Genomic DNA, 22,304 nt, shown 5'->3' with positions numbered 1-22,304 from the left:
GAGCGCACCGGGGACACCGCGAGCGTCCCACAGGAGACGGACGGGACCGCACCCGCCGTCCTCGTCGCGACCGGTGACGCCGCGGAGTCGCCGGAGGTGCTCCGTCCGTCGCGTTCAGCCCTCCGCGACCAGCTCCTCGGCCACCTCGACGGCCTCGGCGAGGGTGTCCACCACCGGCACCCCGGCCACCGCCAGGCCGGCCCGGCTGTGCGCGCCGCCGGTGTACAGCACGGCCCGTACGCCCACCCGGGCGGCCGCGACGGCGTCGTCCAGCGCGTCGCCGACCACCACGGTGCGGCGCGGGTCGAAGCCGCCCAGCGCCGCCACGTGCGCCGCCATCTGCCGGGCCTTGCCCCGGACGTTCCCGTCGGCGCTGCCGTCCACCCGGACGAAGTGCTCCTCGATGCCGTGGCGGCGCACCAGCGGCACCAGGTGCTCGTGCCGGGCCAGGGAGCACAGCGACTGGGTCAGCCCGGCCGCCCGCCGCGCGGCCAGCAGTTCCGCGGCGCCCTCGGTGAGCCCCACCCGCTCGACACGGTCGAAGTAGTGCCGGTGGAAGACCTCGTCCATCCCGGCCCACTCCTCGGCCGTCGGCAGCCGCCCCATCAGCCGCTCGTAGAAGCGCGTCACCGGCACGCAGTACAGCTCCTGGTAGCGGGCCAGGGTGAGGGGCGGCAGACCGAGCTCGGCGAGCGACGCGTTGGTGGCCGCGACGACCGCCTCGATGTCGTGCAGCAGCGTGCCGTTCCAGTCCCACACGATGTGGGCTCCGCGGGTCTCCGGGTCCATGCCCATGACGGTAGGGGATACCGGTGACAGCCGGGTAGGACGGACCGCGGCGGGACCGGGGCCATGACCGGGCTCAGCCCGGCTCAGCCCTTGCTCAGCCCGGCTCAGCCCTTGCTCAGCTCAGCCAGGACGTTCTCGATCTCCTGGGTGGCGTACCACAGCAGTTCGTGGTCGTCCGCGCCGTCCACGGTGAACCGGGCGTCCTCGTCGCCCTGGTCGGCGGCGCCCAGCGCGGCGGCCGCCGCGGCCACGGCCGCCTCGGCGTCCGCCCCGTCGGCGTGCACGGCGGCGGCCTTCGCCAGCGGCACGGACCGCCCGATCCGCACCTCGCCGAGCGCGGCCGGGTCCAGGCCGCGGTCCGGATCGGCGACCGCCTCGCGGTCGGGGACGTCCACCGCCACCACGACCCGGCGCCGCGGAGCCGCCGGATCGACGGCCAGCAGCCGCAGGGAGGCCTGCGCGGCCCGGCCGAGCGCGGCGTACTCCAGCTCCTCCAGGTCGCCGGAGAGGTACCACTCGCGCAGTCCGGGGGTGACCGCGTAGGCCGTCAGCGGCCCGGGGCCCAGCTCGCCCCTGCGGTGCGCGTCCGCGAGGGCGGCCGGAGTCAGGGGGACGTAGACGCGCATCGCTACCGCTTTCGTGTGAGGCCGGTCCGGGTGCCCCGTCAGCATACGGCGGGCGCGGGGCGCCCGGCGCTCATGGCTCCACTCCGCCGCTCCACGCCGTCCCGGTACCACGCCGCAGGTCAGCGGCGTGCGGCGGCAACTCGCGCAAGCACGTCCACCGGATAGGTGAAAGACGCCGGGCCTGTTTCCACGTGTCGCCGCACGTTGCCTCTTCGGGGCCGCACCAGTAGAACCGAAGCGGAAGTTACCCGTCAGTAAACAAGCTGCGGCGGGAAAGCCGACCGGAAAACGGGGAAAGACCATGCCGACCACCAACCGCACCGCACCACCCGGCCGCCGGGACCCCGGACGGCCCGCCTCCTCCGCCGTACTCGCCGCCCGGCGGCGTGAACGCGACCGGCTCCCGCACTACTGGTTCGCCCACCGGCTGGTGCTCGTCCTCAGCGGCCAGCGACCGGTCCACCTGCTGCTCGGCCACGCCCGCGACGAGGCGTACGAGCAGCTGACCCGGCTCGCCCCGCACACCCCGCTGCGGCCCGCCCCGGGGGGCGGACCGGCTCCCGTGGTGCGGCAGGTCGGCTGGTCCCAGCCCCGTCCCGGCGCGGTCGAGGCGTTCGCCCGCATCGCCGTCGGCGACCGGCTCCGCGCCCTCGCCTTCCGGCTGGAACGGGTCCGCGACCAGCGCTGGATGTGCTCCGCCGTCGAACTCGACACCGTGCCCTGAGCCCCGGCCGCCCGGCACCGGCCGCCGCGGGTACGGGGCGCACGGACACAGGGCGCACGGGTACGGCGAAAGCCCCGGGGCCGGGCATCCGTCACGGATGCCCGGCCCCGGGGACCGGCCGGCCGCCGCGCCCGGCGGCCGGTGCCTCACTTCTTGCGGCGGCGGCCCTTCTCCTTCTGGGCCCGGCGGCGCTCGGCGCGCGTCATGCCGTCCGCGGGCGAGCGGACCGGCCCGCCGTCACCGTTGTCGAAGTCGCCCTCGACGACCCCGCCCTCGCCGTCCACCGTCGGAGCGGAGAAGTGCAGCCGGTCCGGGCGCTGCGGCGCCTCCAGGCCCTTGGCCCGGATCGCCGGACGGCCTCCGGCCCCGACCCCGGCGGGAGCCTCCTCCTGCGGCGCCTTCCCCATCGGGACGGGCTCGGCCTCCTCGACCGGCACCTCCTCGACCCGCTGCTCGACCTGGACCTCCAGGTTGAACAGGTAGCCGACGGACTCCTCCTTGATGCCGTCCATCATCGCCACGAACATGTCGAAGCCCTCGCGCTGGTACTCCACCAGCGGGTCGCGCTGCGCCATGGCCCGCAGGCCGATGCCCTCCTGGAGGTAGTCCATCTCGTAGAGGTGCTCACGCCACTTGCGGTCGAGGACCGAGAGGACCACCCGGCGCTCCAGCTCCCGCATGATCTCCGAGCCGAGCTGCTTCTCGCGCTCCTCGTACTGCTCGTGGATGTCGTCCTTGATGGTCTCCAGGATGTAGTCCGCCGTGACGGCGTCCCGGCCCCCGGCGGCCTCCTCCAGGTCCTCGATGGTGGCCGTCACCGGGTAGAGCTGCTTGAAGGCGCTCCACAGCCGGTCCAGGTCCCACTCCTCCGCGAAGCCCTCGGAGGTCTCGGCCTCGACGTAGGCCTCGATGGTGTCGTCCATGAAGTGGATGATCTGCTCGTGCAGGTCCTCGCCCTCCAGGACGCGGCGGCGCTCGCCGTAGATGACCTCGCGCTGCCGGTTGAGGACCTCGTCGTACTTCAGGACGTTCTTGCGGATCTCGAAGTTCTGCTGCTCGACCTGGGACTGCGCCGAGGCGATGGCCCGGGTGACCATCTTGTTCTCGATCGGGACGTCGTCGGGCACGTTGGCCATGGCCATCACGCGCTCGACCATCTGCGCCTTGAACAGCCGCATCAGGTCGTCGCCGAGGGAGAGGTAGAAGCGGGACTCGCCCGGGTCGCCCTGACGGCCGGAACGGCCGCGCAGCTGGTTGTCGATACGGCGGGACTCGTGCCGCTCGGTGCCCAGCACGTACAGGCCCCCGAGCCCGACGACCTCGTCGTGCTCGGCTGCCACCGCACGCTCGGCCCGCTCCATGGCGGCGGGCAGGGCGGCCGCCCACTCCTCGGCGTTCTCCACCGGGTCCAGGCCCTTGTCCCGCAGCTCCGCCTCGGCGATGTTGTTGGGGTTGCCGCCGAGCATGATGTCCGTACCGCGGCCGGCCATGTTCGTGGCGACCGTCACGGCGCCCTTCCGGCCCGCCTGGGCGACGATCACGGCCTCACGCGCGTGGTTCTTGGCGTTGAGCACCTCGTGCGGCACACCGCGCTTCGTCAGCTGCTGCGACAGGTACTCGGACTTCTCGACCGAGGTGGTGCCCACCAGGACCGGCTGGCCCTTCTCGTGCCGCTCGGCGATGTCGTCGACGACCGCGTCGAACTTCGCCACCTCGGTGCGGTAGATCAGGTCGGACTGGTCCGCGCGGACCATCGGGCGGTGGGTCGGGATCGGGACCACGCCCAGCTTGTAGATCTGCTGGAACTCGGCGGCCTCGGTCATGGCCGTACCGGTCATGCCCGACAGCTTGCCGTAGAGGCGGAAGAAGTTCTGGAGGGTGATCGTGGCGAGCGTCTGGTTCTCGTCCTTGATCTCCACCCCCTCCTTCGCCTCGATCGCCTGGTGCATGCCCTCGTTGTAGCGGCGGCCCGCGAGGATACGGCCGGTGTGCTCGTCGACGATCATGACTTCGCCGTCCAGGACGACGTAGTCCTTGTCCCGCTTGTAGAGCTCCTTCGCCTTCAGGGCGTTGTTGAGGTAGCCGATGAGCGGGGTGTTGGTCGCCTCGTAGAAGTTGTCGATACCGAGCAGGTCCTCGATCCGCTCCACACCCCGGTCCAGGATCGCGACCGTGCGCTTCTTCGGGTTGTACTCGTAGTCGTGCGTGGCGCGGAGCTTCTCCAGCTTCAGCTTCTCGTCGGGCCTGCTGTACATCTCCTCCTGGACGAGCACGCCGTCCAGCTTCCGCACCAGCTTGGCGAAGTCGGCGTACCACTTGGTGGCCCGGTCGGCCGGACCGGAGATGATCAGCGGCGTCCGGGCCTCGTCGACCAGGATGGAGTCGACCTCGTCGACGATCGCGAAGTTGTGGCCGCGCTGGACCAGCTCGTCCTTCGACCACGCCATGTTGTCGCGCAGGTAGTCGAAGCCGAACTCGTTGTTGGTGCCGTAGGTGATGTCGCAGGCATACTGCTCGCGGCGCTGCGCCGGGGTCATGTTGGCGACGATGCAGCCGACCGTCAGACCGAGGAACTTGTGGACCCGGCCCATCATGTCCGAGTCGCGCTGGGCCAGGTAGTCGTTGACCGTGATCAGGTGGACGCCCTTGCCCGAGAGGGCGTTGAGGTACGCCGGCAGGGTGCCGACGAGCGTCTTTCCCTCACCGGTCTTCATCTCGGCGACATAACCCATGTGCAGCGCGGCGCCACCCATGAGCTGCACGTCGTAGTGACGCTGTCCGAGCACGCGCTTGGCGGCCTCGCGGACCGTGGCGAAGGCCTCGGGCAGCAGGTCGTCGAGGCTCTCGCCGTCCACGAGGCGCTCCTTGTACTCGTCCGTGAGCGCCCGCAGCTCGGCGTCGGAGAGGTCGACGAAGTCCTCCTCGATCGACGACACCTGGTCCGCGATGCGGTGCAGCTTGCGCAGGATCTTGCCTTCACCTGCACGCATGATCTTGCCGAAGACGGACACTTGGGCTGGCTCCTTGGCGGTCGGGCCTGGCACGGGTCTGGTGCGCGGGCACGGCGGACCCGTCTTCCCCGGGCCTGCCGCACCGGCCATCGTATGCGAGGGGCACCGGGCCCCAGTACCCCCAACGTGCCGGAGACTCGGATGGTGCCGCATCCGCCCGATCGGACGACCGGCACAATTCCTCCCATGCGACCTGTAACCCTCAGCACCGAACGCCTGCTGCTGCGTCCCTTCGAACCGCGGGACGTCCCGGCGGTCCACGCGGCCTGCCAGGACCCGGACATCCTGCGCTGGACCGCGGTCCCCGAGCCGTACGAGCGGCGGCACGCGCAGGAGTTCGTGCTGAGCCTCGCCCCGGCGGGCTGGCGCGAGGACACCGCGTACAACTTCGGCGTGTTCGACCGGGACGGGGAGCTGGTCGGCTCGATGGGGCTGGTACGGCTCGACCGGCTGCGCACCCCCGAGCACCAGGCCGAGCTGGGTTACTGGACCGCCAAGGAGCAGCGCCGCCGCGGCTACACCGCGGAGGCCGGGCGCGCGGTGGCCGACTGGGCCTTCGGGACGCTGGGCGTGGAGCGCCTGGAGTGGTACGCGGAGACCGGCAACGACGGCTCGCGGGCGGTCGCGCTGCGGCTGGGGTTCGTCATGGAGGGGACCCTGCGGGCGCGGATAGCGCACCGGGGGACCCTGCGGGACGCGTGGGCGGGATCGCTGCTGCCGTCGGACTGGGGCCGCCCGGCGGCCACCCCGTACCTGCCGGCGCCGTGACCCGTCGCTCCCGGAGCCTCCGCCCGCTGTCGGTGGCGGCCTCTATCGTCGGACCATGACCACCACCGACACCGACACCGACACCGCCGCCGTCGGCTCCGGAGCCGTGCTCTCCCTCTCCGCCGCCGAGGCCCGCCGGATCGCCCTGCGCGCGCAGGGCCTGCTGGGCGCGCCCGACCGCCGGGCCGGTGTGCGGGGGGTGCTGCGGCGGCTGGGCGCCGTACAGCTGGACACCATCTCGGTCCTGGCCCGCTCCCACGAGCTGGTGCCGTACGCGCGGCTGGGCGCGGTCGGCCGCCCGGCCGTGGAGGCGGCGTACTGGAGTGGGGGGCGCGCCTTCGAGTACTGGTCGCACGCCGCCTGCGTCCTGCCCGTCGAGGAGTGGCCCCATTTCGCCTTCCGCCGCCGGGCGTACCGGGCCCGGGGCCACCGCTGGCACCGCATGGAGGACTCCGGGCGCTCCTGCGCCACCGTCCGGGAGCGCCTGCGGGCCGAGGGGCCGCTGACCGCCACCGAGCTGGGCGGCGCCAAGAACGGCGGCGAGTGGTACGACTGGTCCGAGACGAAGATCGCGGTGGAGTGGCTGCTCGACACCGGCGAGGTGGTCTGCACCGAGCGGCGCGGCTGGAAGCGGGTGTACGACCTGGCCGAGCGGGCCGTCCCCGGCGAGCTGCACCACGACGACCTGGACGACCACGAGTGCCTGCGGCGGCTGGTCGCCCAGGCGGGGGCGGCGATGGGCGTGGCCACCCGGGCGGACCTGGCCGACTACCACCGGCTGAAGGGCGGGCAGGTCGACGCGGTGGTGGCCGGGACGGGCCTGGTGCCGGTGGAGGTCGAGGGCTGGGGCAGGCCCGCCTGGGCGGACCCGGCGGCGCTGGAGGCGGAATCCGCGGCTCGCCGGGAGCGGCACCGCACCACGCTGCTGTCGCCGTTCGACTCGCTGATCTGGGACCGCAGGCGCACCGAGCGGATCTTCGGCTTCACCCACCGGCTGGAGGCGTACGTCCCCCGGGCCCGGCGGATACACGGCTACTTCGCGATGCCGCTGCTGGCCGGCGGGCGGCTGCTGGGCCGGGTCGATCCGGCGCGCGAGGGCCGGACACTGGTGGCCCGGCAGGTGTCGATGGCCGGACGCGGAGCGGTGGAGCCGATGGCGCGGGCGCTGTGGGAGGCGGCGGACTGGGTGGGCTGCGAGGCGGTCCGCGTGGAGCGCTGCGAGGACCCGGAGTCGGCGGCGGCACTCACCGCCGCGCTCGCCCGGGGCGGCGTCTGACGCCCCGTCCGGCGGTCCGGACGTCCGGTCTCATCTGATCTCGAGGATCTTCTCCCGCATCGCGTAGACCACGGCCTCCATCCGGGAGTGCAGCTGGAGCTTCTCCAGGATGTTGCGGACATGGTTCTTCACGGTGTTCTCGCTGATGAAGAGTTCCTTGGCGATGTCCCGGTTGTTCATGCCGGTGGCGACGAGCTTGAGCACCTCCAGCTCCCGGTCGGTCAGCCGGGGCGCGGGCACCAGCCGCTTCTCGTCGGTGCGCTGGATCATCGACTTGAACTCGGTCAGCAGTTTCGCCGCCATCGACGGACTGATCTGGGACTGCCCGTCGGCGACGGCGCGGATCGCGGTGGAGACCTCGTCGGTGGAGATCTCCTTGAGCAGGTAGCCGGTGGCCCCCGCCTTGATCGCGTCGTAGAGGTCGGCCTCCTCGTCACTGATCGTCAACATGATGATCTTCGCACTGGGGGCCACCTCCTTGATCGAGGTGCAGGCCTCGATGCCGCCCCGCCGGGGCATCCGCACGTCCATCAGGACGATGTCGGGGAGCAGGTCCGCGGCCTTCTCCACGGCCTCGGCACCGTCCCCCGCCTCGCCGACGACCTCGATGTCCTCCTCCTGCGCGAGGACGATCTCCAGACCGCGCCGGAAGAGGGCGTGGTCGTCGACCACCAGGACCCGGATGGGCTCGGGCTCCCTGCGCGGCCCGTGTTCCCCGTACGGCTCGTGTTCCCGCTCGTCCGCGGGGGCGGCGCCGCGGCCGCCGTGGTGCGCGCCGGACGTCACGGGCCCGAAGCTGTCCGCCATCGTTCCTCCCCCTGCAGCCAAGGCAACGCGGCACCAACCGGTCGGTGCAGGACGCCGGTTGGAGGTGACGCCATGATTCCATGCCCCGCCCCCCGCCGAATCCTCTCGATCGGCGGGGGGCGGGGCCGGTCCGCGGGTCAGCGGTCGTTCTCAGCCGCCGAGAGAACCTCCGGCACCGTGCGGGGGCTCCTCGACGAACGGGTCGGGCTCCAGGCGGATGACGCCGTAGTCATAGCCGTGCCGCCGGTAGACGACGCTCGGCAGCTTGCTCTCGGAGTCGACGAACAGGTAGAAGTCGTGCCCGACCAGTTCCATCTCGTAGAGGGCCTGGTCCAGCGACATCGGCGCCGCCGCGTGGGTCTTCTCCCGGACGACCAGCGGCCCCTCGCCCTGCACCTCCAGGGGTCCGACCCGGGTGGTGGGCGGCTGCCACTCCTCGTCCACCGCCGTCCGGCCCTCCAGGCGGCCGTCGTCCCCGACGCGCGCCGCGTTCGGAACGGTCATGGCCACCTCGTGTGCCGGAACCCGGCCGTGCCCGTTCCCGCGTCGTGCGCAGACCCGCTTGTCGTGCTGTTTGCGCAGCCTCGTCTCCAGCTTCTCCGTGGCGAGGTCCAGCGCTGCGTACGGATCGGCCGCCGCCGCCTCGGCGCGGATGACCGGGCCCCGGGAGCGCAGTGTGATCTCCACCCGGTCGGAACGGTCGGCCTGGCGGGGGTTGTGCTCCTTGGACACCTCGACGTCGAGGCGGATCACCTTGGCGTCGATCTTCTGGATCTTGTCCAGCTTGAGCTTGTCGACCACGTGCTTGCGGAACCGCTCCGGTACCTCTGTCTTGCGGCCCTTGACGACGATGTCCACGCAGAACTCCGTTCCCGGGCTGCTCCGCGCTCCGTGGCGGAGCACGCCCTTTGTGCACTGAGTCCGGATGGTGCGGTCATTTCCGGTCACCGTCCGGCGCTACGTCGGGTTGCGACTTTCACCTCCTCCTCCCCCGCCGGGGAGACCTCCACCCCCTTTTCCGCGGGGATGGCCAGCAAAGCCGGTCAAACGCCTTATAGCGCACATGACCCGTCATAGGGAACGGCAATCGCCATTCCTCACAACCGAACGTACCTCTCCTGGCGGACGCCCGGCACCCCCTGCCGACACTTACCTACGATCGGGTGTGCCATCGCGTTCACCTCCGCTCCAGCACGGCTCCACCTCCGCTCCGGCACGGCTCCGGCACCGCTCCGGCACGGCCCGCCGCCTCCCGCCGTGCCCGCTCCCCGGGTACGCGCCCGGCCGGCGCGGGCGCTCACCGTTCCGCGGCCGCGACCACGGCCGCACCGACCACCCGGCCGCCCGCCGCGGACAGCGCCCGCGCCGCCTCCGCCAGTGAGGCTCCGGTGGTCACCAGGTCGTCCACCACGACCACCGGGCCCTCCGCCGCCAACCGCCCGGCCCCGGCCGGGACTTCCAGCGCCCCCGCCAGATTGGCCGCCCGCTGCCGGGCGGTCAGCCCGGCCTGGTCGGCCACGGACCGCCGCTGCCGCAGCACCGCGAGCACCCGCGCGGGCCGTCCGCCGCGTCTGAGCTCCCCGGCCGCCGCCAGGGCGATCCGCCGCACCGGATCGTGGCCGCGCGCCGCCACCGCCCGGCGCGCGGACGGCACCGGCACCAGCAGCAGCGGCTCCGCGTCCGTCACGGGCGGCCCCGGGCGGCCCGCCGCTGCCGCCGCGTCCGCCGCCGCCCGTACGGACGCGGCCAGTACGCTCCCCAGCGGCGCGGCCAGCCGCAGCGCGCCGCGCTCCTTGTGCGCCAGCAGCACGGCCCGCGCCTCGTCGGCGTAGGGCAGGGCCGCGTACACCGCGGGCAGCCCCGGGGGCGGCGGGTGCGGCCGCACCCGCCGTACCGCGGCACGGGCCCCGTGCAGCAGCCCGGCGCACCGCCCGCACAGACCGGTGCGCGGCAGCCCGCAGCCCGCGCAGTCGGCCGGCAGCACCAGCCCGGCCAGCTCACCGGCCATGTCCCGCCACCACTCCCGCACGCCGTACATGCCGGAACACCTACCCCGGGTAGGCGGGAGTCGACCCCTCCTCGGTGACCAGTTCCCACTCGCCGTCGCGCGCGAGCCGGGCGATGCCCTCCTTGGTGTCGGCCAGCAGCGGCTCCTCCTCGTTCTCCGAGGCCGCCACCCCGGTCACCTCGTTGAGCCCCGGCAGCGTGGCCGGACTCACCGGTGAGCCGTCCGTCGCCGTGTAGCGCAGTTGCTGCACGCCGGCGGACTCCCGGCCGACGACCACCAGCCGGCTGTCACCCGCCCAGGAGGCGTCCACCACGTCCTCCATCCGCGGGGCGACCGGCCGCAGGCCGGTCACGGCGGTCCCGGACAGACCGCCGCCCACATCCTGCCGCTCGACGCGTCCGAGCTGCAGCGTCGTACGGCCGTCCACGCTGATCAGCAGCGCTATCCGCACCCCGTCCGAGGAGACCCGCAGGGCCTCGATCCGTCCGTCGCCGAGCCCCGTCACCTCGACCTCCTCCGGATCCTCCTGGCCGCCGCGCAACCGCAGCAGCCGGGGGTTCGCCGGATTCCGGTCGGCCACCCACAGATCGCCGAGCCCGTCCCAGCTCGGTGCCGTCAGCCTGTCCCCCTCCCGCTCCGCCTCGCTGGTCAGAACCGACTCCCCCAGGGCGACACCGGACGCGAGGGGGGCGACGTACAGCGAGCGGCCGTCCAGGGAGACCCCCGCGCCGCGCTCCTCGTCCCGGCTCACCGAGACCGCCCGCATTCCGGCCGGTCCGGCGCTGAAGGGCCCGGGCACCGGGGTGGTGCTCCCCGCTCCCCCCACCACCATGGCCAGCCGGTTCGCGGAGTCGATGAAGTACTGGCGGTGGTCCAGATCGCCGTTCAGCCGCCCCGGCGTGTACCCCTGCGCCTCCTCACCGGTCTGGGCGCACAGCTCCTCGCCACCTTCGCCCAGGGTCAGCCGGACACGGCCGATCTTGCTCGCGAGCTGGCCGTCCACGGTGTGCAGCAGCTGCGCCGCCATCCGCTCGCACTGGGCGCGGTCCACCCGGATCGGCCGCTCCTGCTCGTCCGCCTTCCCCCTGGTCAGCGGCACGGTCAGGGTGCCGGAGTCGTCCGGGGAGAGCCGCGTCCCGTCGGGGAGCCGGACATCGGCGGGGAACGCCGAGTCGACCACCGGGGCCAGCCAGCCGGTCGGGCCGTCCAGCAGCGTCCTGACCGTCTCGGTCACCGGGTCTATCCGGCGGCGCACGTACACCGGGTCGGCGACCAGCACGTCCCTGCCGCGCGTCACCGCGCCGGTGTCCGGGCCCAGGCTCGCGTAGTGGTAGATGTTGACCGGCTGGTAGATGCGCTGGAAGTCGGACTCGGCCACCACCAGCCCGTCCGGCAGCCGGTCGATGCGCCACTGCCCGTTTACCCGCGCGAGCTGGAACGTCTCCCGGTACGTGCCCTCGGCGGGACGGTACGCGTGCTCGCCGTCCACCACGGCGACGGTGGAGCCGGTGACCTCCATCGTGTGACCGGTGCTCTCCCGGCCGGTGGCGGCACCGCCCGGAGAGAGGACGCCGGGCGCGCCGTCGAGCACCGTCGTGCGGGCGAAGGGGTCCCAGCTCTCCGCCGCCCGGCCGGTCAGGTACTCGCGTGCGGTACTGAAGTCCGGCTCCTCGCTCGTCGTGGCCTCCAGGAAGCCGCGGACGATCTGCGCGGGCGGCGCGTCCTTCCGCGGGCTCACCCCGAACACCCGCACCTGCGAGTCGGCGTCGGCACGCAGCGAGGGGTTGACCCGGCGTACCTCTCCCTCGTCGGGCATCGACGCGCAGCCGGCGAGCAGCAGGGCGGCCGCGCCGGCCGCCGCCCCCGTCCTGCGCAGCGCCCGGCGGGCCGGACGCTCCGGGCGGGGGCGCCCGCCCGCCGTGCGGGTGCGCTCAGTCACCGTGCCGGTCGCCATGGTGTCGCCGCTCCTCCGTCGTCCGTGTCCGTACCCGGGGGCCGTGGCCGGGGGCATGCCCGGAGCCGTTCCCCGAGCCGTGCCGGGGACCACCGTCCGGGCCGTTCCCGTGCTCCGGGCCGTTCCCGTGCTCCGGGCCGTTCCCGTGCTCCGGAAGCCCGGACCGTGCTCCCGCCTCGCCGTCCCCCGGACCGAGCGGGGCCTGCCCGCCCTCCCCGGGCGGGCGGGCAGGCGGGAGCGCGGCCGGACCGGGCCCGTCCGCCGGCACCCGTTCCAGCTCCCGCCGGCGGCGGGAGTCGGCGGGCTCCAGCGGGATGGGCGAGCCGCGCAGCGTCCCGCCCGCGGTCTGCGGGATGGTCAGCCGGAACTGCGAGCCGCCGCCCGGTTCGCCCCAGGCCTGCAGCCAGCCGCCGTGCAGGCGGGCGTCCTCGACGGCGATGGACAGACCCAGCCCGGTGCCGCCGGTGGTACGGGCCCGGGCGGGATCGGCCCGCCAGAAGCGGTCGAAGACCCTGGCCGCCTCACCGGTCCTGAGCCCGACCCCGTAGTCGCGCACGGCGACGGCCACCGCTCCGCCGCCCGCGGCGAGACGGACCACGATGTCGCGGCCCTCACCGTGCTCGACGGCGTTGACCACGAGGTTGCGCAGCACACGCTCGATACGGCGGGCGTCGGCCTCCGCGACCACCGGCCGCTCGTCCCCCCGCACCCGGATACGGCTGCCCTTGTGCTCGGCGAGCGGCTCGGCACCCTCGATGACGCGCTTGACCACGTCGCGCAGATCGGTCGGCTCGGCCTCCAGCGCGGCGGCCCCGGCGTCGAAGCGGCTGATCTCCAGCAGATCCGCCAGAAGCGACTCGAAGCGGTCCAGCTGGCCCAGCAGCAGCTCGGCGGAGCGGGCCGTCACCGGGTCGAACTCGTCCCGCGCCTCGTGGATGACGTCCGCGGCCATCCGCACCGTGGTGAGCGGGGTGCGCAGCTCGTGCGAGACGTCCGAGACGAACCGGCGCTGCATCCGGGACAGCTCCTCCAACTGCTGGATCTTCATCTGGAGGTTTCTGGCCATCTTGTTGAACGACTCGCCCAGCCGCGCGATGTCGTCCTCGCCGGCGACCTTCATCCGCTCCTGGAGGCGTCCGGCGGCCAGCCGCTCGGAGATCCGGGCGGCCATCCTGACCGGGGTGACGACCTGGCGCACCACCAGCCAGGCGATGGCCCCCAGCAGTACCACCACGAAGACCCCGGCGGTGGCGAGGGTGCCCTTGACGAGGCTGAGGGACTTCTCCTCCTGACTGAACGGGAAGAGGTAGTACAGCTGGTACGGGTCGCCGTTGGGATCGCTGAGCCGCTTGCCTATGACCAGCGCGGCCTCGGTCCGGCCGTCGGCCAGCACGACCCTGCCGTACTGCCTGTGGGTGTCCGGGTTCTCGTCCAGCGCCTGGCGCAGCCGCAGCGAGACGCTGTCCTCGGGCAGCACCTTGCCGGAGGCCCGCGGCCCGTGTGCGCCGGTGCCCCCGCCCGCACCGAAGGTGCTCGCCTCCTCCTCGGAACTGAGCGCCACCAGGTAGTAGACGCCCTGCCCGCCGCTGGCGAGCTGCGTCACCAGGTTGGTCAGCCAGGTACCGGTGTCCTGGACCCCCCGGGGGCCGCTCCCGGACTCGCCCTCGGGTCCGCCGTCGGCCGCGGTGTCGGCCATCTGCTCGGCCACCGCGAAGCCCCCGGCGGCCTGGCTCTGCGCGGCCTGCTGCTTGGCCTCCAGCAGGCCGTAGCGGACCTGCCCGATCACCACCAGGCCGAGCAGCAGGACCACGGCGAGCGACATCAGCAGGGTGGTGGCCACCACTCGGAGCTGGATGTTGCGCCGCCACAGCCGCACCCCGGGCAGCAGCGGACGGCGCACCCAGCGGACGAACATCCGGAACACGGGGTGCGCCCGGCTGCCCGTCGCCCCCTCGGACAGCAGGCCGCCGGGGAGGAAGCCACCACCGCGCCGCATCTCAGCCGGGCCCGGCCTTGTACCCCACACCGCGTACGGTCACCACGATCTCCGGCCGCTCCGGGTCCTTCTCGACCTTGGAGCGCAGCCGCTGCACATGGACGTTGACCAGCCGGGTGTCCGCCGCGTGGCGGTATCCCCACACCTGCTCCAGCAGCACCTCACGGGTGAAGACCTGCCACGGCTTGCGGGCGAGGGCCACCAGCAGGTCGAACTCCAGCGGGGTCAGCGCGATCGACTGCCCGTCCCGCTTCACGGAGTGCCCTGCCACGTCGATGACCAGGTCACCGATGGTGAGCTGCTCGGGTGCGGGCTCCTCCGAGCGGCGCAGCCGCGCCCGGATCCGGGCCACCAGTTCCTTCGGCTTGAACGGCTTGACGATGTAGTCGTCGGCCCCGGACTCCAGGCCCACCACCACGTCGACGGTGTCGCTCTTGGCCGTCAGCATGACGACCGGCACCCCGGACTCGGCACGTATCAGCCTGCACACCTCGATGCCGTCCCGTCCGGGCAGCATCAGGTCGAGCAGGACAAGGTCGGGCTTGGTCTCGCGGAAGGCTGCGAGGGCCTTGTCGCCGTCCGACACGAACGACGGTTCGAAGCCTTCGCCGCGCAGCACGATGCCGAGCATCTCTGCCAGTGCGGTGTCGTCGTCGACGACCAGGACACGTCCCTTCATGCCCCCATCATCTCCCATCGCCCGGCAGTGGTTCCCCCGAGGGCGGCGGTGCGGCCGCGCACAGCTCCGCCAGCGCGTCACCGGTGACCGGCGAGATCACGCCGCGCTCGGTGACGACCGCCGTGATCAGCTCCGCCGGGGTGACGTCGAAAGCCGGGTTGTATGCCTGGGCACCCAGCGGGGCCACCGGGATACCGCTGCCCGCCTCGGCGCCGGCACCCGGCGCGGAGGGCGCCGCGAACTCCGTGACCTCGTGGCCGGGCCGCTGCTCCAACTCGATCGAACCGCCGTCGGCCGTCGTCAGGTCCACCGTGGTCAGCGGCGCCACGACGACGAACGGCACATGGTGGTAGCGGGCCAGTACGGCCAGTGGATAGGTGCCCACCTTGTTCGCCACCGAGCCGTCCGCGGCGATCCGGTCGGCACCGACCAGCACCGCGTCGACCTCGCCCGCCGCGAACAGCGAGCCGGCCGCGCTGTCCGTGAGCAGCGTGTACGCCATGCCCTCCCGGGCCGCCTCGTACGCCGTCAGCCGCGCCCCCTGAAGCAGCGGCCGGGTCTCGTCCACCCACAGCCTGCGCAGTTCCCCGGCGCGGTGCACCGCCCGTACCACCCCGAACGCGGTGCCACCGCCGCCGGAGACCAGCGTCCCGGTGTTGCAGTGCGTGAGGACGCGGTAACCACCGCCCGGCAGCAGCTCGCCCAGCAGCGCCAGCCCGTGTCCGGCCATCCGCTCACTCGCCTCGGCGTCCTCCCGGTGCAGCGCCCGGGCCTCGGCGAGCGTCACGGCGGCCGCCTCCTCGTACTCCGCCCCACCGTCGACGGCCGCGCGGAAGGCCCGCTCGGCCCGGCGCACCCCGTGGGCGAGATTGGCCGCCGTCGGCCGGGCGTGCGCGAGCTGTTCGGCGGCGTCGGTCACGTCGTAGCCACGGGCGGCGGCCAGCGCGACCCCGTACGCGCCCGCCAGTCCCAGCAGCGGAGCGCCCCGCACCGCGAGCGAGCGGATCGCCTCCACCAGGGCGGGCACGTCCGTGCAGACGAGCTCGACCTCCTCGGCCGGCAGCCGGGTCTGGTCGATCAACACCAGCACCGGCCCTTCGGGGGGTTCCTCCCAGCGCAGTGCGGGAACGGGGAGCGGCACGTCGTCGTGGGCCAATACCGTGGATCGGTCCTCACTCTGGTCAACCATTCGAACAGTCTGCCCCTTCATCCAGCCGTCAGTCGAAGGCACCCGGGACCCGGAGGGCCCGCTCCATTCCGGCGCGCCCCATGGCACGATGGCTGCCGAACCACCAGTCGCACATCCCACGGCCGGGCCGCGAGAACACGAGGTGAACTGCAGTGAGTGACTCTCCGGGCTGGGCCTCGCCCGGATCCTCCCCCTCCGATCCTCCCCCTTCCTCCGGTGACGGCGCATCCGGTGGCGGCGCCGACGGGCGGCCACCCGTCGGCAAGGCACCCGGTGCCGGAGCACCCGGACAGCAGCCGCCCGCCGCGCCGCAGGGGTGGGGCGCGGCTCCTCCCCCGCCGCCGGGGCAGCCGGGCTGGGGCGGACAGCCGGGCTGGGACCAGTGGAACCAGCCGCCCGCCGCCAAGCCCGGTGTCATCCCGCTCCGCCCCCTGGGGGTCGGCGAGATCCTGGACGGGGCCATCTCCACCGCGCGCGCCCACTGGCGCACCGTCCTGGGCATCGCGCTCGGCGTCGCGGTCATGATCCAGCTCGCGTCCACCGTCGCCACCGGTGTCTGGCTGCGGGACAACAGCGGTCTCCAGGCCCTGGAGACCAAGACCGAGCCCACCATGGACGACCTGCGGGAAGCCCTCAACGGCATGCTGAGCACCCTGGGTGTCGGGATGCTGGCCACACTGATCGGCACGGTCCTCGCGACCGCGATGCTCACCGTGGTGGTCAGCCGGGCCGTCCTGGGCCGCCCCGTCTCCCTGGGAGAGGCGTGGCGGGACTCCCGGCCGCAGCTGCTGCGGCTGCTCGGCCTGACGCTGTTGGTGGGGCTCGTCGTGACCGGTGCGATCGTACTGGGCACCCTTCCCGGCGTCCTGCTCGCCTTCTCGGGCTCGACGGCGGGCGGCACGGTTCTCGGCCTCCTCGGCGGCTTCGCGGGCATTCTCGTCGCCGTCTGGCTGTGGGTCCGCTACTGCCTCTCCGCACCGGCGCTGATGCTGGAACGCCAGGGCGTGATCGCCGCCCTGCGCCGTTCCGCCAAGCTGGTGCGGAACTCCTGGTGGCGGATCTTCGGCATCCAGCTCCTCACTCTCGTCCTGGTCTTCATCATCGGCATGATCATCGAGCTTCCCGCCTCCTTCCTGGCCCCCGTGCTCAGCGGGGACGGCCTGGACAGCTTCCTGACCGGAACGACCGCCGAGATGTCCTGGACCTACCTGACCGTCATCGGTATCGGGGCGGTGCTCTCCTCCACCGTCACCCTCCCGCTCAGCGCGGGCGTCACCGCTCTCCTCTACATGGACCAGCGCATCCGCCGCGAGGCCCTCGACCTGGAGCTCGCCCGCGCCGCGGGAGTTCCCGGCCACGGGCAGCAGCCCAGTGGCGGCGTCCCCGGCAACGCCCCCGGGACCTGATGTGATGACGGGGGACACGGAGAGGAGCACGGCAGCGCGGGAGTCCCTGTCCGCCATGCGCTCCGGCACCCCGGGCGATCCGGCCGGCCCCGGGGACGGGCCGCCGGTGACGGTCCCCCGCCTCCCGGCACGCGAGGCCGCGGAGGACGAACTGTCCAAACCGGTGTACCAGGAGGACGACCCGGGCCTGCTGTGGCGCCTGTTCGACTGGGTGTGGGAGCGGATCGGCGACCTCCTGGCCCTGACCGCGGGAGCGGCCCCCGGCGGCTGGGTCGGCCTCCTGGCCGTCGCGCTGCTCGCCGTGCTGCTGCTCGTGGCCCTGCGGCTGCGGCTGGGTCCGCTGCGCCGGGGCTCCCGGACGGACGGCCACGGTGACCTCTTCGGCGACCGGCCCCGGACCGCTGCCGACCACCGCGCCGCGGCCGAGCGGTACGCGGCCACCGGACAGTGGAGCGAGGCCCTCCAGGAGCGGATGCGGGCCCTCGTCCGCTCCCTGGAGGAACGCGCCCTGCTCGACCCGCGTCCCGGCCGCACCGCCGACGAGGCCGCCGACGAGGCGGCCCGTGTCCTTCCCCGGCACACCGCGGCACTGCGCGCCGCCGCCCTCGCCTTCGACGAGGTCACATACGCGGCCCGCCCGGCCGACCGGGCCGCGTACCTCGGACTGCGCGATCTGGACGAGGCCGTACGACACAGCAGGCCCCGGCTCGACGAGGAACGGGCCGGCGCCGCCCCGGGCGGAGGTGCCGCATGACGACCGCACCACCGACCGCACCGTCCGCCGCACCGTCCGCCGCCCCGCCCGTCGACACCGCTCCGTCGACCTCGGTCTCGCCCACCGCGAGCCTGCTGTGGAGCCGTGCCCGCGGCCTGCTGGCGGCCCTGACCGTTCTGGCGCTCGCCGGGCTGATCATCGCCGCCGTACGCTCCGGCGAGCAGCACGGCCGGCTCGACCCGCGCTCCGCCGACCGCAACGGCAGCCGTGCCACCGCCGAACTCCTCGCCGACCGGGGCGTGGGCACCACCGTCGCCACCACCGTCGACGAGGCCGTCGCGGCGGTGGGACCCGACACCACACTGCTGGTGACCAATCCCGATCTGCTCAGCGTCCGCCAGCAGTCCGCACTGCGCGCCGCCACCTCCGGCAGCGAGGGCCGCACCGTACTGCTCGCCCCCGGCCCCGCCTCCCTGGACACCCTCGCCCCGGGCGTACGCGCCGTGGAGCCCGCCCCCGTGCAATCGCTCCCACCGGAGTGCGACGCCCCCTACGCCCGCCGCGCGGGCAGCGCCGAACTCGGCGGCATCACCTACACCACCTCCGCCGCCACCGTGGACGCCTGCTACCCCACCGGCGAACTGCCCACCCTGCTCCGGCTGCCGGACGACTCCGGGAACGGCGACACCGTGGTGCTCGGCGCCCCGGACCTGCTGTACAACAGCCACCTCGACGAGCACGGCAACGCCTCGCTCGCCCTGCAGCTTCTCGGCTCCCGTCCGCATCTGGTCTGGTACCTCCCCACTCTCGACGACACCGCCGCCACCGACGGCGGCGACCAGGACTTCCTCGGCCTCATCCCCCCGGGCTGGAAATGGGGCGCCCTCCAGCTCGCCGTCGCGGCGGTCCTCGCCGCCCTGTGGCGTGCCCGGCGGCTCGGCCCCCTCGTACCGGAACGGCTGCCCGTGGTCGTCCCGGCCTCCGAGACCACCGAGGGCCGCGCCAGGCTCTACCGCCAGGCAGACGCCCGCGACCGCGCCGCGGACGCACTGCGCTTCGCCACCCGCACCCGGCTGGCCTCCCTCGCCGGGATCCCCGCCTCCCGGGCACACGTCCCCGAAGCCCTGTGCCCCGCCGTCGCCGATCGTCTCGACTGCGATGCAACCCAGGTCCGGACGCTTCTCTTCGGCCCGGCGCCGGCAGACGACGGCGCGCTCGTCCGGCTGGCCGACGAACTCGACCTCCTGGAACGCCGTATCTCCCCGACCACGAGAGACAAGGACCGCACCCCGTGAGCGCCCCTTCCCCAGACAGCGCCCGCACCGCCCTGGAGGCCCTGCGCGGTGAGATCTCCAAAGCCGTGGTCGGTCAGGACGCCGCCGTCACCGGACTTGTCGTCGCCCTGCTCTGCCGCGGACACGTCCTACTGGAAGGTGTCCCCGGCGTCGCCAAGACCCTGCTCGTCCGCACCCTGGCCGCCACCCTCGAACTCGACACCAAACGTGTCCAGTTCACCCCCGATCTCATGCCGAGCGATGTGACCGGCTCGCTCATCTACGACAACCGGACCTCCCAGTTCTCCTTCCAGCCCGGACCGGTCTTCACCAACCTTCTCCTCGCCGACGAGATCAACCGGACCCCTCCCAAAACCCAGGCGTCCCTGCTCGAGGCCATGGAGGAACGCCAGGTTTCCGTCGAGGGCACCGCGCGCAGGCTCCCCGACCCGTTCTTGGTGATCGCCACCCAGAACCCGGTCGAATACGAAGGCACCTATCCCCTCCCCGAGGCCCAGCTCGACCGGTTCCTGCTGAAGCTCCAGGTGTCGCTGCCTTCCCGGGAGGAGGAAGTCAGAATCCTCACCCGGCATGCCGAGGGCTTCGACCCCCGCGACCTCGAAGCCGCCGGCGTACGGCGCGCCGCCGGCCCCGCCGACCTCGAGGCGGCCCGTACCGCCGTGGCCAAGACCTCCGTCTCTCCCGAGGTCGCCGGTTATGTCGTCGATATCTGCCGTGCCACCCGTGACTCCCCCTCGCTCTCTCTCGGCGCCTCGCCCCGCGGCGCCACCGCCCTGCTGTCCACCGCCCGTGCCTGGGCCTGGATCACCGGACGCGACTATGTGACGCCCGACGATGTGAAGGCCCTCGCCCTGCCCACCCTGCGCCACCGCGTCCAACTGCGCCCCGAGGCCGAGATGGAGGGAGTCACCGCGGACAGCGTGATTACCTCCATCCTCACTCATGTCCCCGTGCCCCGCTGAGGCGTGACCTGACCGATGGCCCTCACCGGACGAACAGCCCTCATCGCCGCCCTCGGCGCGCTCCTCGTCGGATTCCTGCTGCCCGGCTGGACCGGTCTGCTCGCCGTCGAACTTCCCTTGCTGCTCGCAATTCTGTACGACCTGGGGCGAGCCGCACCAGTCCGAAAACTCCTTTTCACCCGTTCCGGTGATACATCAGTTCGACTCGGTGAATCCGCCCAAGTGCACCTCACCGTCACCAACCCCTCGGGCCGCCCCCTGCGGGCCCGGCTCCGCGACGCCTGGCCCCCCAGCGTCTGGCCTCCGGGCACCGAAGTCGCCGCCTCGCGGCACCGGCTGACCGTCCCCGCCGCCGAACGCCGCCGCGTCACCACACATCTGCGTCCGACCCGCCGGGGCGACCACCGGGCCGCCCGCGTCACCGTCCGCTCGTACGGCCCGCTCGGTCTCGCCGCCCGCCAGGGCAGCCACTCCGTCCCCTGGACGGTACGCGCCCTGCCGCCGTTCACCAGCCGCAAACACCTGCCCGCACGGCTCTCCCGCCTCCGTGAGCTCGACGGCCGCACCAGCGTCCTCACCCGCGGCGAGGGCACCGAGTTCGACAGCCTCCGCGAGTACATCCCCGGAGACGACACCCGGTCCATCGACTGGCGCGCCACCGCCCGCCAGAGCGCCGTCGCCGTCCGCACCTGGCGGCCGGAGCGCGACCGTCGCATCCTCACCGTCCTCGACACCGGCCGCACCTCGGCCGGCCGGGTCGGCGACGTCCCACGCCTCGACGCCGCGATGGACGCCGCCCTGCTGCTAGCCGCCCTCGCGGCCCGCGCCGGCGATCGCTTCGATCTGCTGGCCTATGACCGCCGGGTACGGGCAACCGTCCAGGGACGCACGGCCCATGACCTGCTGCCCGCCCTGGTCTCGGCGATGACCTCGCTCGAACCGGCGCTGATCGAGTCCGATGCCCACGGCATGGCCGCGGCCGTCCTGCGCGGCGCCCCCCAGCACTCGCTGGTCGTCCTGCTCACCGGCCTCGATCCGGCCCCCGTGGAGGAAGGGCTGTTGCCGGTGCTTCCACTGCTCACCCGGCGCCACACGGTCGTGGTCGCATCTGTCGCCGATCCCCGCATCGCCGAGTTGACAGAAAAACGGGGGACGCTCGACGGCGTCTACGAGGCCGCTGCCGCTGCCCGGGCCCAGACCGAACGCCACCACACAGCAGCCCGGCTCCGCCGCCAGGGAGTCACGGTCGTGGACGCCACTCCCACCGAACTGGCTCCGGCTCTGGCCGACGCCTATCTCGCTCTCAAGGCCGCCGGCCGTCTCTGAAGCCTCGGCAGGATGGCCGGACCAGCTCCATCTCGTACTCCGGGCAGTCCGGCTTCTCCGGGTCGGGCCCGGTGATCACCCGAAAACCCTGCCGCCGGTAGAACGCCGCTGCCCGGGGGTTGTCCCTGTGCACGTGCAGTCGGATGTTCCGTACTTCCGACTGCGCCCAGGACCACTCGACAGCCGCTTCGAAGAGCTGCGCCGCAAGCCCCGTTCCGCGGTGCTCGGGCTGCGTGTAAACACCGACCAGATACGCCCGGTCGTCCTCGATCAGCACGGTCAGCGTTCCGCGTAACGTTCGAGGAACGCCACGGGCGCCACGGGATCGGCGAGGGCTTCCAGTCTCGCTTCCCTGAGTTCCGGCCACTCCCCGGCCTTCATGATTCTGACTTCGTACATCGTCATCTCGGAATGCTGGCAGTGCGGCATACAGGGATGCAACGCAGAAAAGGGTCCCGGCCCCCGGGCGAAAACCCGAGGACCGAGACCCTCATTCACGATTTGTTCGGCGGCGTCCTACTCTCCCACACGGTCCCCCATGCAGTACCATCGGCGCTGAAGAGCTTAGCTTCCGGGTTCGAAATGTAACCGGGCGTTTCCCCTCCGCCATGACCACCGAAACACGATGAAACCTCACATCAAACCAGCCCCCGAACACGGGGGAACAGGTCGCGGTCTCAGAACCCGCACAGTGGACGCAAGCAGCCATGGACAAGTCCTCGGCCTATTAGTACCAGTCAACTCCACCCCTCACAGGGCTTCCATATCTGGCC

Annotated in this window: 20 protein-coding genes and 1 rRNA gene; 8 read left to right on the top strand and 13 right to left on the bottom strand. The window is 72.9% G+C overall.

Translation table 11 applies throughout. From position 1 onward, the window contains the following. Positions 1-114: 114 nt before the first annotated feature. Positions 115-789: an HAD family hydrolase gene (locus tag CUT44_RS27195; RefSeq protein WP_100205215.1), complete on the bottom strand. Its 675-nt coding sequence runs from the start codon at positions 787-789 to the stop codon at positions 115-117. A 104-nt stretch (positions 790-893) separates the two neighbouring features. After that, on the bottom strand, positions 894-1,415 hold the full coding sequence (locus tag CUT44_RS27190; RefSeq protein WP_100204628.1) for a DUF6912 family protein: 522 nt from the start codon (positions 1,413-1,415) through the stop codon (positions 894-896). Positions 1,416-1,716: 301 nt separating this feature from the next. On the opposite strand from CUT44_RS27190, the gene CUT44_RS27185 reads away from it, so the two are divergent. Continuing rightward, positions 1,717-2,139 (top strand): Rv3235 family protein, encoded by a 423-nt coding sequence (locus CUT44_RS27185; protein WP_100204627.1) that lies wholly within the window; start codon positions 1,717-1,719, stop codon positions 2,137-2,139. A 146-nt stretch (positions 2,140-2,285) separates the two neighbouring features. On the opposite strand, the gene secA is transcribed toward CUT44_RS27185, so the two are convergent. After that, positions 2,286-5,150: a preprotein translocase subunit SecA gene (gene secA / locus CUT44_RS27180; protein ID WP_100204626.1), complete on the bottom strand. Its 2,865-nt coding sequence runs from the start codon at positions 5,148-5,150 to the stop codon at positions 2,286-2,288. Positions 5,151-5,336: 186 nt separating this feature from the next. Between secA and CUT44_RS27175 the strand changes: the two genes are divergently transcribed. Together CUT44_RS27175 and CUT44_RS27170 are read left to right on the top strand one after the other, a co-directional pair. Continuing rightward, positions 5,337-5,918 carry a GNAT family N-acetyltransferase gene (locus CUT44_RS27175; protein ID WP_100204625.1) on the top strand — a complete coding sequence of 194 codons (582 nt, stop codon included), beginning with the start codon at positions 5,337-5,339 and terminating at the stop codon, positions 5,916-5,918. 55 nt (positions 5,919-5,973) lie between these two features. Further along, complete coding sequence (locus tag CUT44_RS27170) at positions 5,974-7,194, top strand: winged helix-turn-helix domain-containing protein (protein ID WP_100204624.1); 1,221 nt, start codon at positions 5,974-5,976, stop codon at positions 7,192-7,194. Positions 7,195-7,224: 30 nt separating this feature from the next. Here the strand turns inward: CUT44_RS27170 and CUT44_RS27165 are convergent, their stop codons facing one another. The 7 genes from CUT44_RS27165 to mtnA all read right to left on the bottom strand — a co-directional run bounded on the left by CUT44_RS27165 (position 7,225) and on the right by mtnA (position 15,827). Continuing rightward, complete coding sequence (locus CUT44_RS27165; protein ID WP_100204623.1) at positions 7,225-8,001, bottom strand: response regulator; 777 nt, start codon at positions 7,999-8,001, stop codon at positions 7,225-7,227. A 150-nt stretch (positions 8,002-8,151) separates the two neighbouring features. Beyond that, on the bottom strand, positions 8,152-8,859 hold the full coding sequence (gene hpf, locus CUT44_RS27160; protein ID WP_100204622.1) for a ribosome hibernation-promoting factor, HPF/YfiA family: 708 nt from the start codon (positions 8,857-8,859) through the stop codon (positions 8,152-8,154). Positions 8,860-9,298: 439 nt separating this feature from the next. Beyond that, the gene (locus CUT44_RS27155; protein WP_233221703.1) at positions 9,299-10,039 is read right to left on the bottom strand and encodes a ComF family protein; all 741 of its coding nucleotides are present in this window, start codon (positions 10,037-10,039) and stop codon (positions 9,299-9,301) included. A gap of 10 nt (positions 10,040-10,049) precedes the next feature. After that, positions 10,050-11,963 (bottom strand): LpqB family beta-propeller domain-containing protein, encoded by a 1,914-nt coding sequence (locus CUT44_RS27150; RefSeq protein WP_100204621.1) that lies wholly within the window; start codon positions 11,961-11,963, stop codon positions 10,050-10,052. Continuing rightward, a complete protein-coding gene (mtrB, locus tag CUT44_RS27145) occupies positions 11,941-13,959 on the bottom strand; it encodes an MtrAB system histidine kinase MtrB (RefSeq protein WP_233221702.1) in 2,019 nt (672 codons plus the stop codon). Before mtrB ends, CUT44_RS27150 begins: the two co-directional genes overlap by 23 nt. Before the next feature lies 1 nt (position 13,960). Beyond that, on the bottom strand, positions 13,961-14,638 hold the full coding sequence (mtrA, locus tag CUT44_RS27140; protein WP_100204620.1) for a two-component system response regulator MtrA: 678 nt from the start codon (positions 14,636-14,638) through the stop codon (positions 13,961-13,963). Positions 14,639-14,645: 7 nt separating this feature from the next. After that, entirely contained in the window at positions 14,646-15,827 is a 1,182-nt protein-coding gene (gene mtnA, locus CUT44_RS27135; protein ID WP_100204619.1) for an S-methyl-5-thioribose-1-phosphate isomerase, read from the bottom strand. A gap of 152 nt (positions 15,828-15,979) precedes the next feature. On the opposite strand from mtnA, the gene CUT44_RS27130 reads away from it, so the two are divergent. From CUT44_RS27130 to CUT44_RS27110, 5 genes are read left to right on the top strand one after another with little or no spacing between them, the layout of a single operon-like run. After that, positions 15,980-17,233: a glycerophosphoryl diester phosphodiesterase membrane domain-containing protein gene (locus CUT44_RS27130; RefSeq protein ID WP_100204618.1), complete on the top strand. Its 1,254-nt coding sequence runs from the start codon at positions 15,980-15,982 to the stop codon at positions 17,231-17,233. 55 nt (positions 17,234-17,288) lie between these two features. Beyond that, the gene (locus tag CUT44_RS27125; protein ID WP_233221770.1) at positions 17,289-17,987 is read left to right on the top strand and encodes a DUF4129 domain-containing protein; all 699 of its coding nucleotides are present in this window, start codon (positions 17,289-17,291) and stop codon (positions 17,985-17,987) included. Next, a complete protein-coding gene (locus tag CUT44_RS27120; RefSeq protein ID WP_100204617.1) occupies positions 17,984-19,243 on the top strand; it encodes a DUF4350 domain-containing protein in 1,260 nt (419 codons plus the stop codon). Before CUT44_RS27125 ends, CUT44_RS27120 begins: the two co-directional genes overlap by 4 nt. Beyond that, positions 19,240-20,205 (top strand): AAA family ATPase, encoded by a 966-nt coding sequence (locus tag CUT44_RS27115; protein ID WP_100204616.1) that lies wholly within the window; start codon positions 19,240-19,242, stop codon positions 20,203-20,205. Before CUT44_RS27120 ends, CUT44_RS27115 begins: the two co-directional genes overlap by 4 nt. 15 nt (positions 20,206-20,220) lie before the next feature. Further along, on the top strand, positions 20,221-21,531 hold the full coding sequence (locus CUT44_RS27110) for a DUF58 domain-containing protein (RefSeq protein ID WP_100204615.1): 1,311 nt from the start codon (positions 20,221-20,223) through the stop codon (positions 21,529-21,531). Here CUT44_RS27110 and CUT44_RS27105 read toward each other — a convergent pair. From CUT44_RS27105 to rrf, 3 genes are all read right to left on the bottom strand, one after another. Then, positions 21,509-21,808: a GNAT family N-acetyltransferase gene (locus tag CUT44_RS27105; protein ID WP_233221701.1), complete on the bottom strand. Its 300-nt coding sequence runs from the start codon at positions 21,806-21,808 to the stop codon at positions 21,509-21,511. The genes CUT44_RS27110 and CUT44_RS27105 overlap by 23 nt on opposite strands. 2 nt (positions 21,809-21,810) lie before the next feature. Then, complete coding sequence (locus CUT44_RS34620; RefSeq protein ID WP_269846228.1) at positions 21,811-21,936, bottom strand: hypothetical protein; 126 nt, start codon at positions 21,934-21,936, stop codon at positions 21,811-21,813. 98 nt (positions 21,937-22,034) lie between these two features. Next, positions 22,035-22,151: ribosomal RNA gene (gene rrf, locus CUT44_RS27100) — 5S ribosomal RNA — on the bottom strand. Between the last annotated feature and the right edge of the window lie 153 nt (positions 22,152-22,304).

Origin of the sequence: Streptomyces carminius (assembly GCF_002794255.1) — a bacterium.
Lineage (GTDB): Bacteria > Actinomycetota > Actinomycetes > Streptomycetales > Streptomycetaceae > Streptomyces > Streptomyces carminius.
Note: the sequence above shows the minus strand (reverse complement) of the source record. Positions and strands in the feature narration are given on the sequence as shown.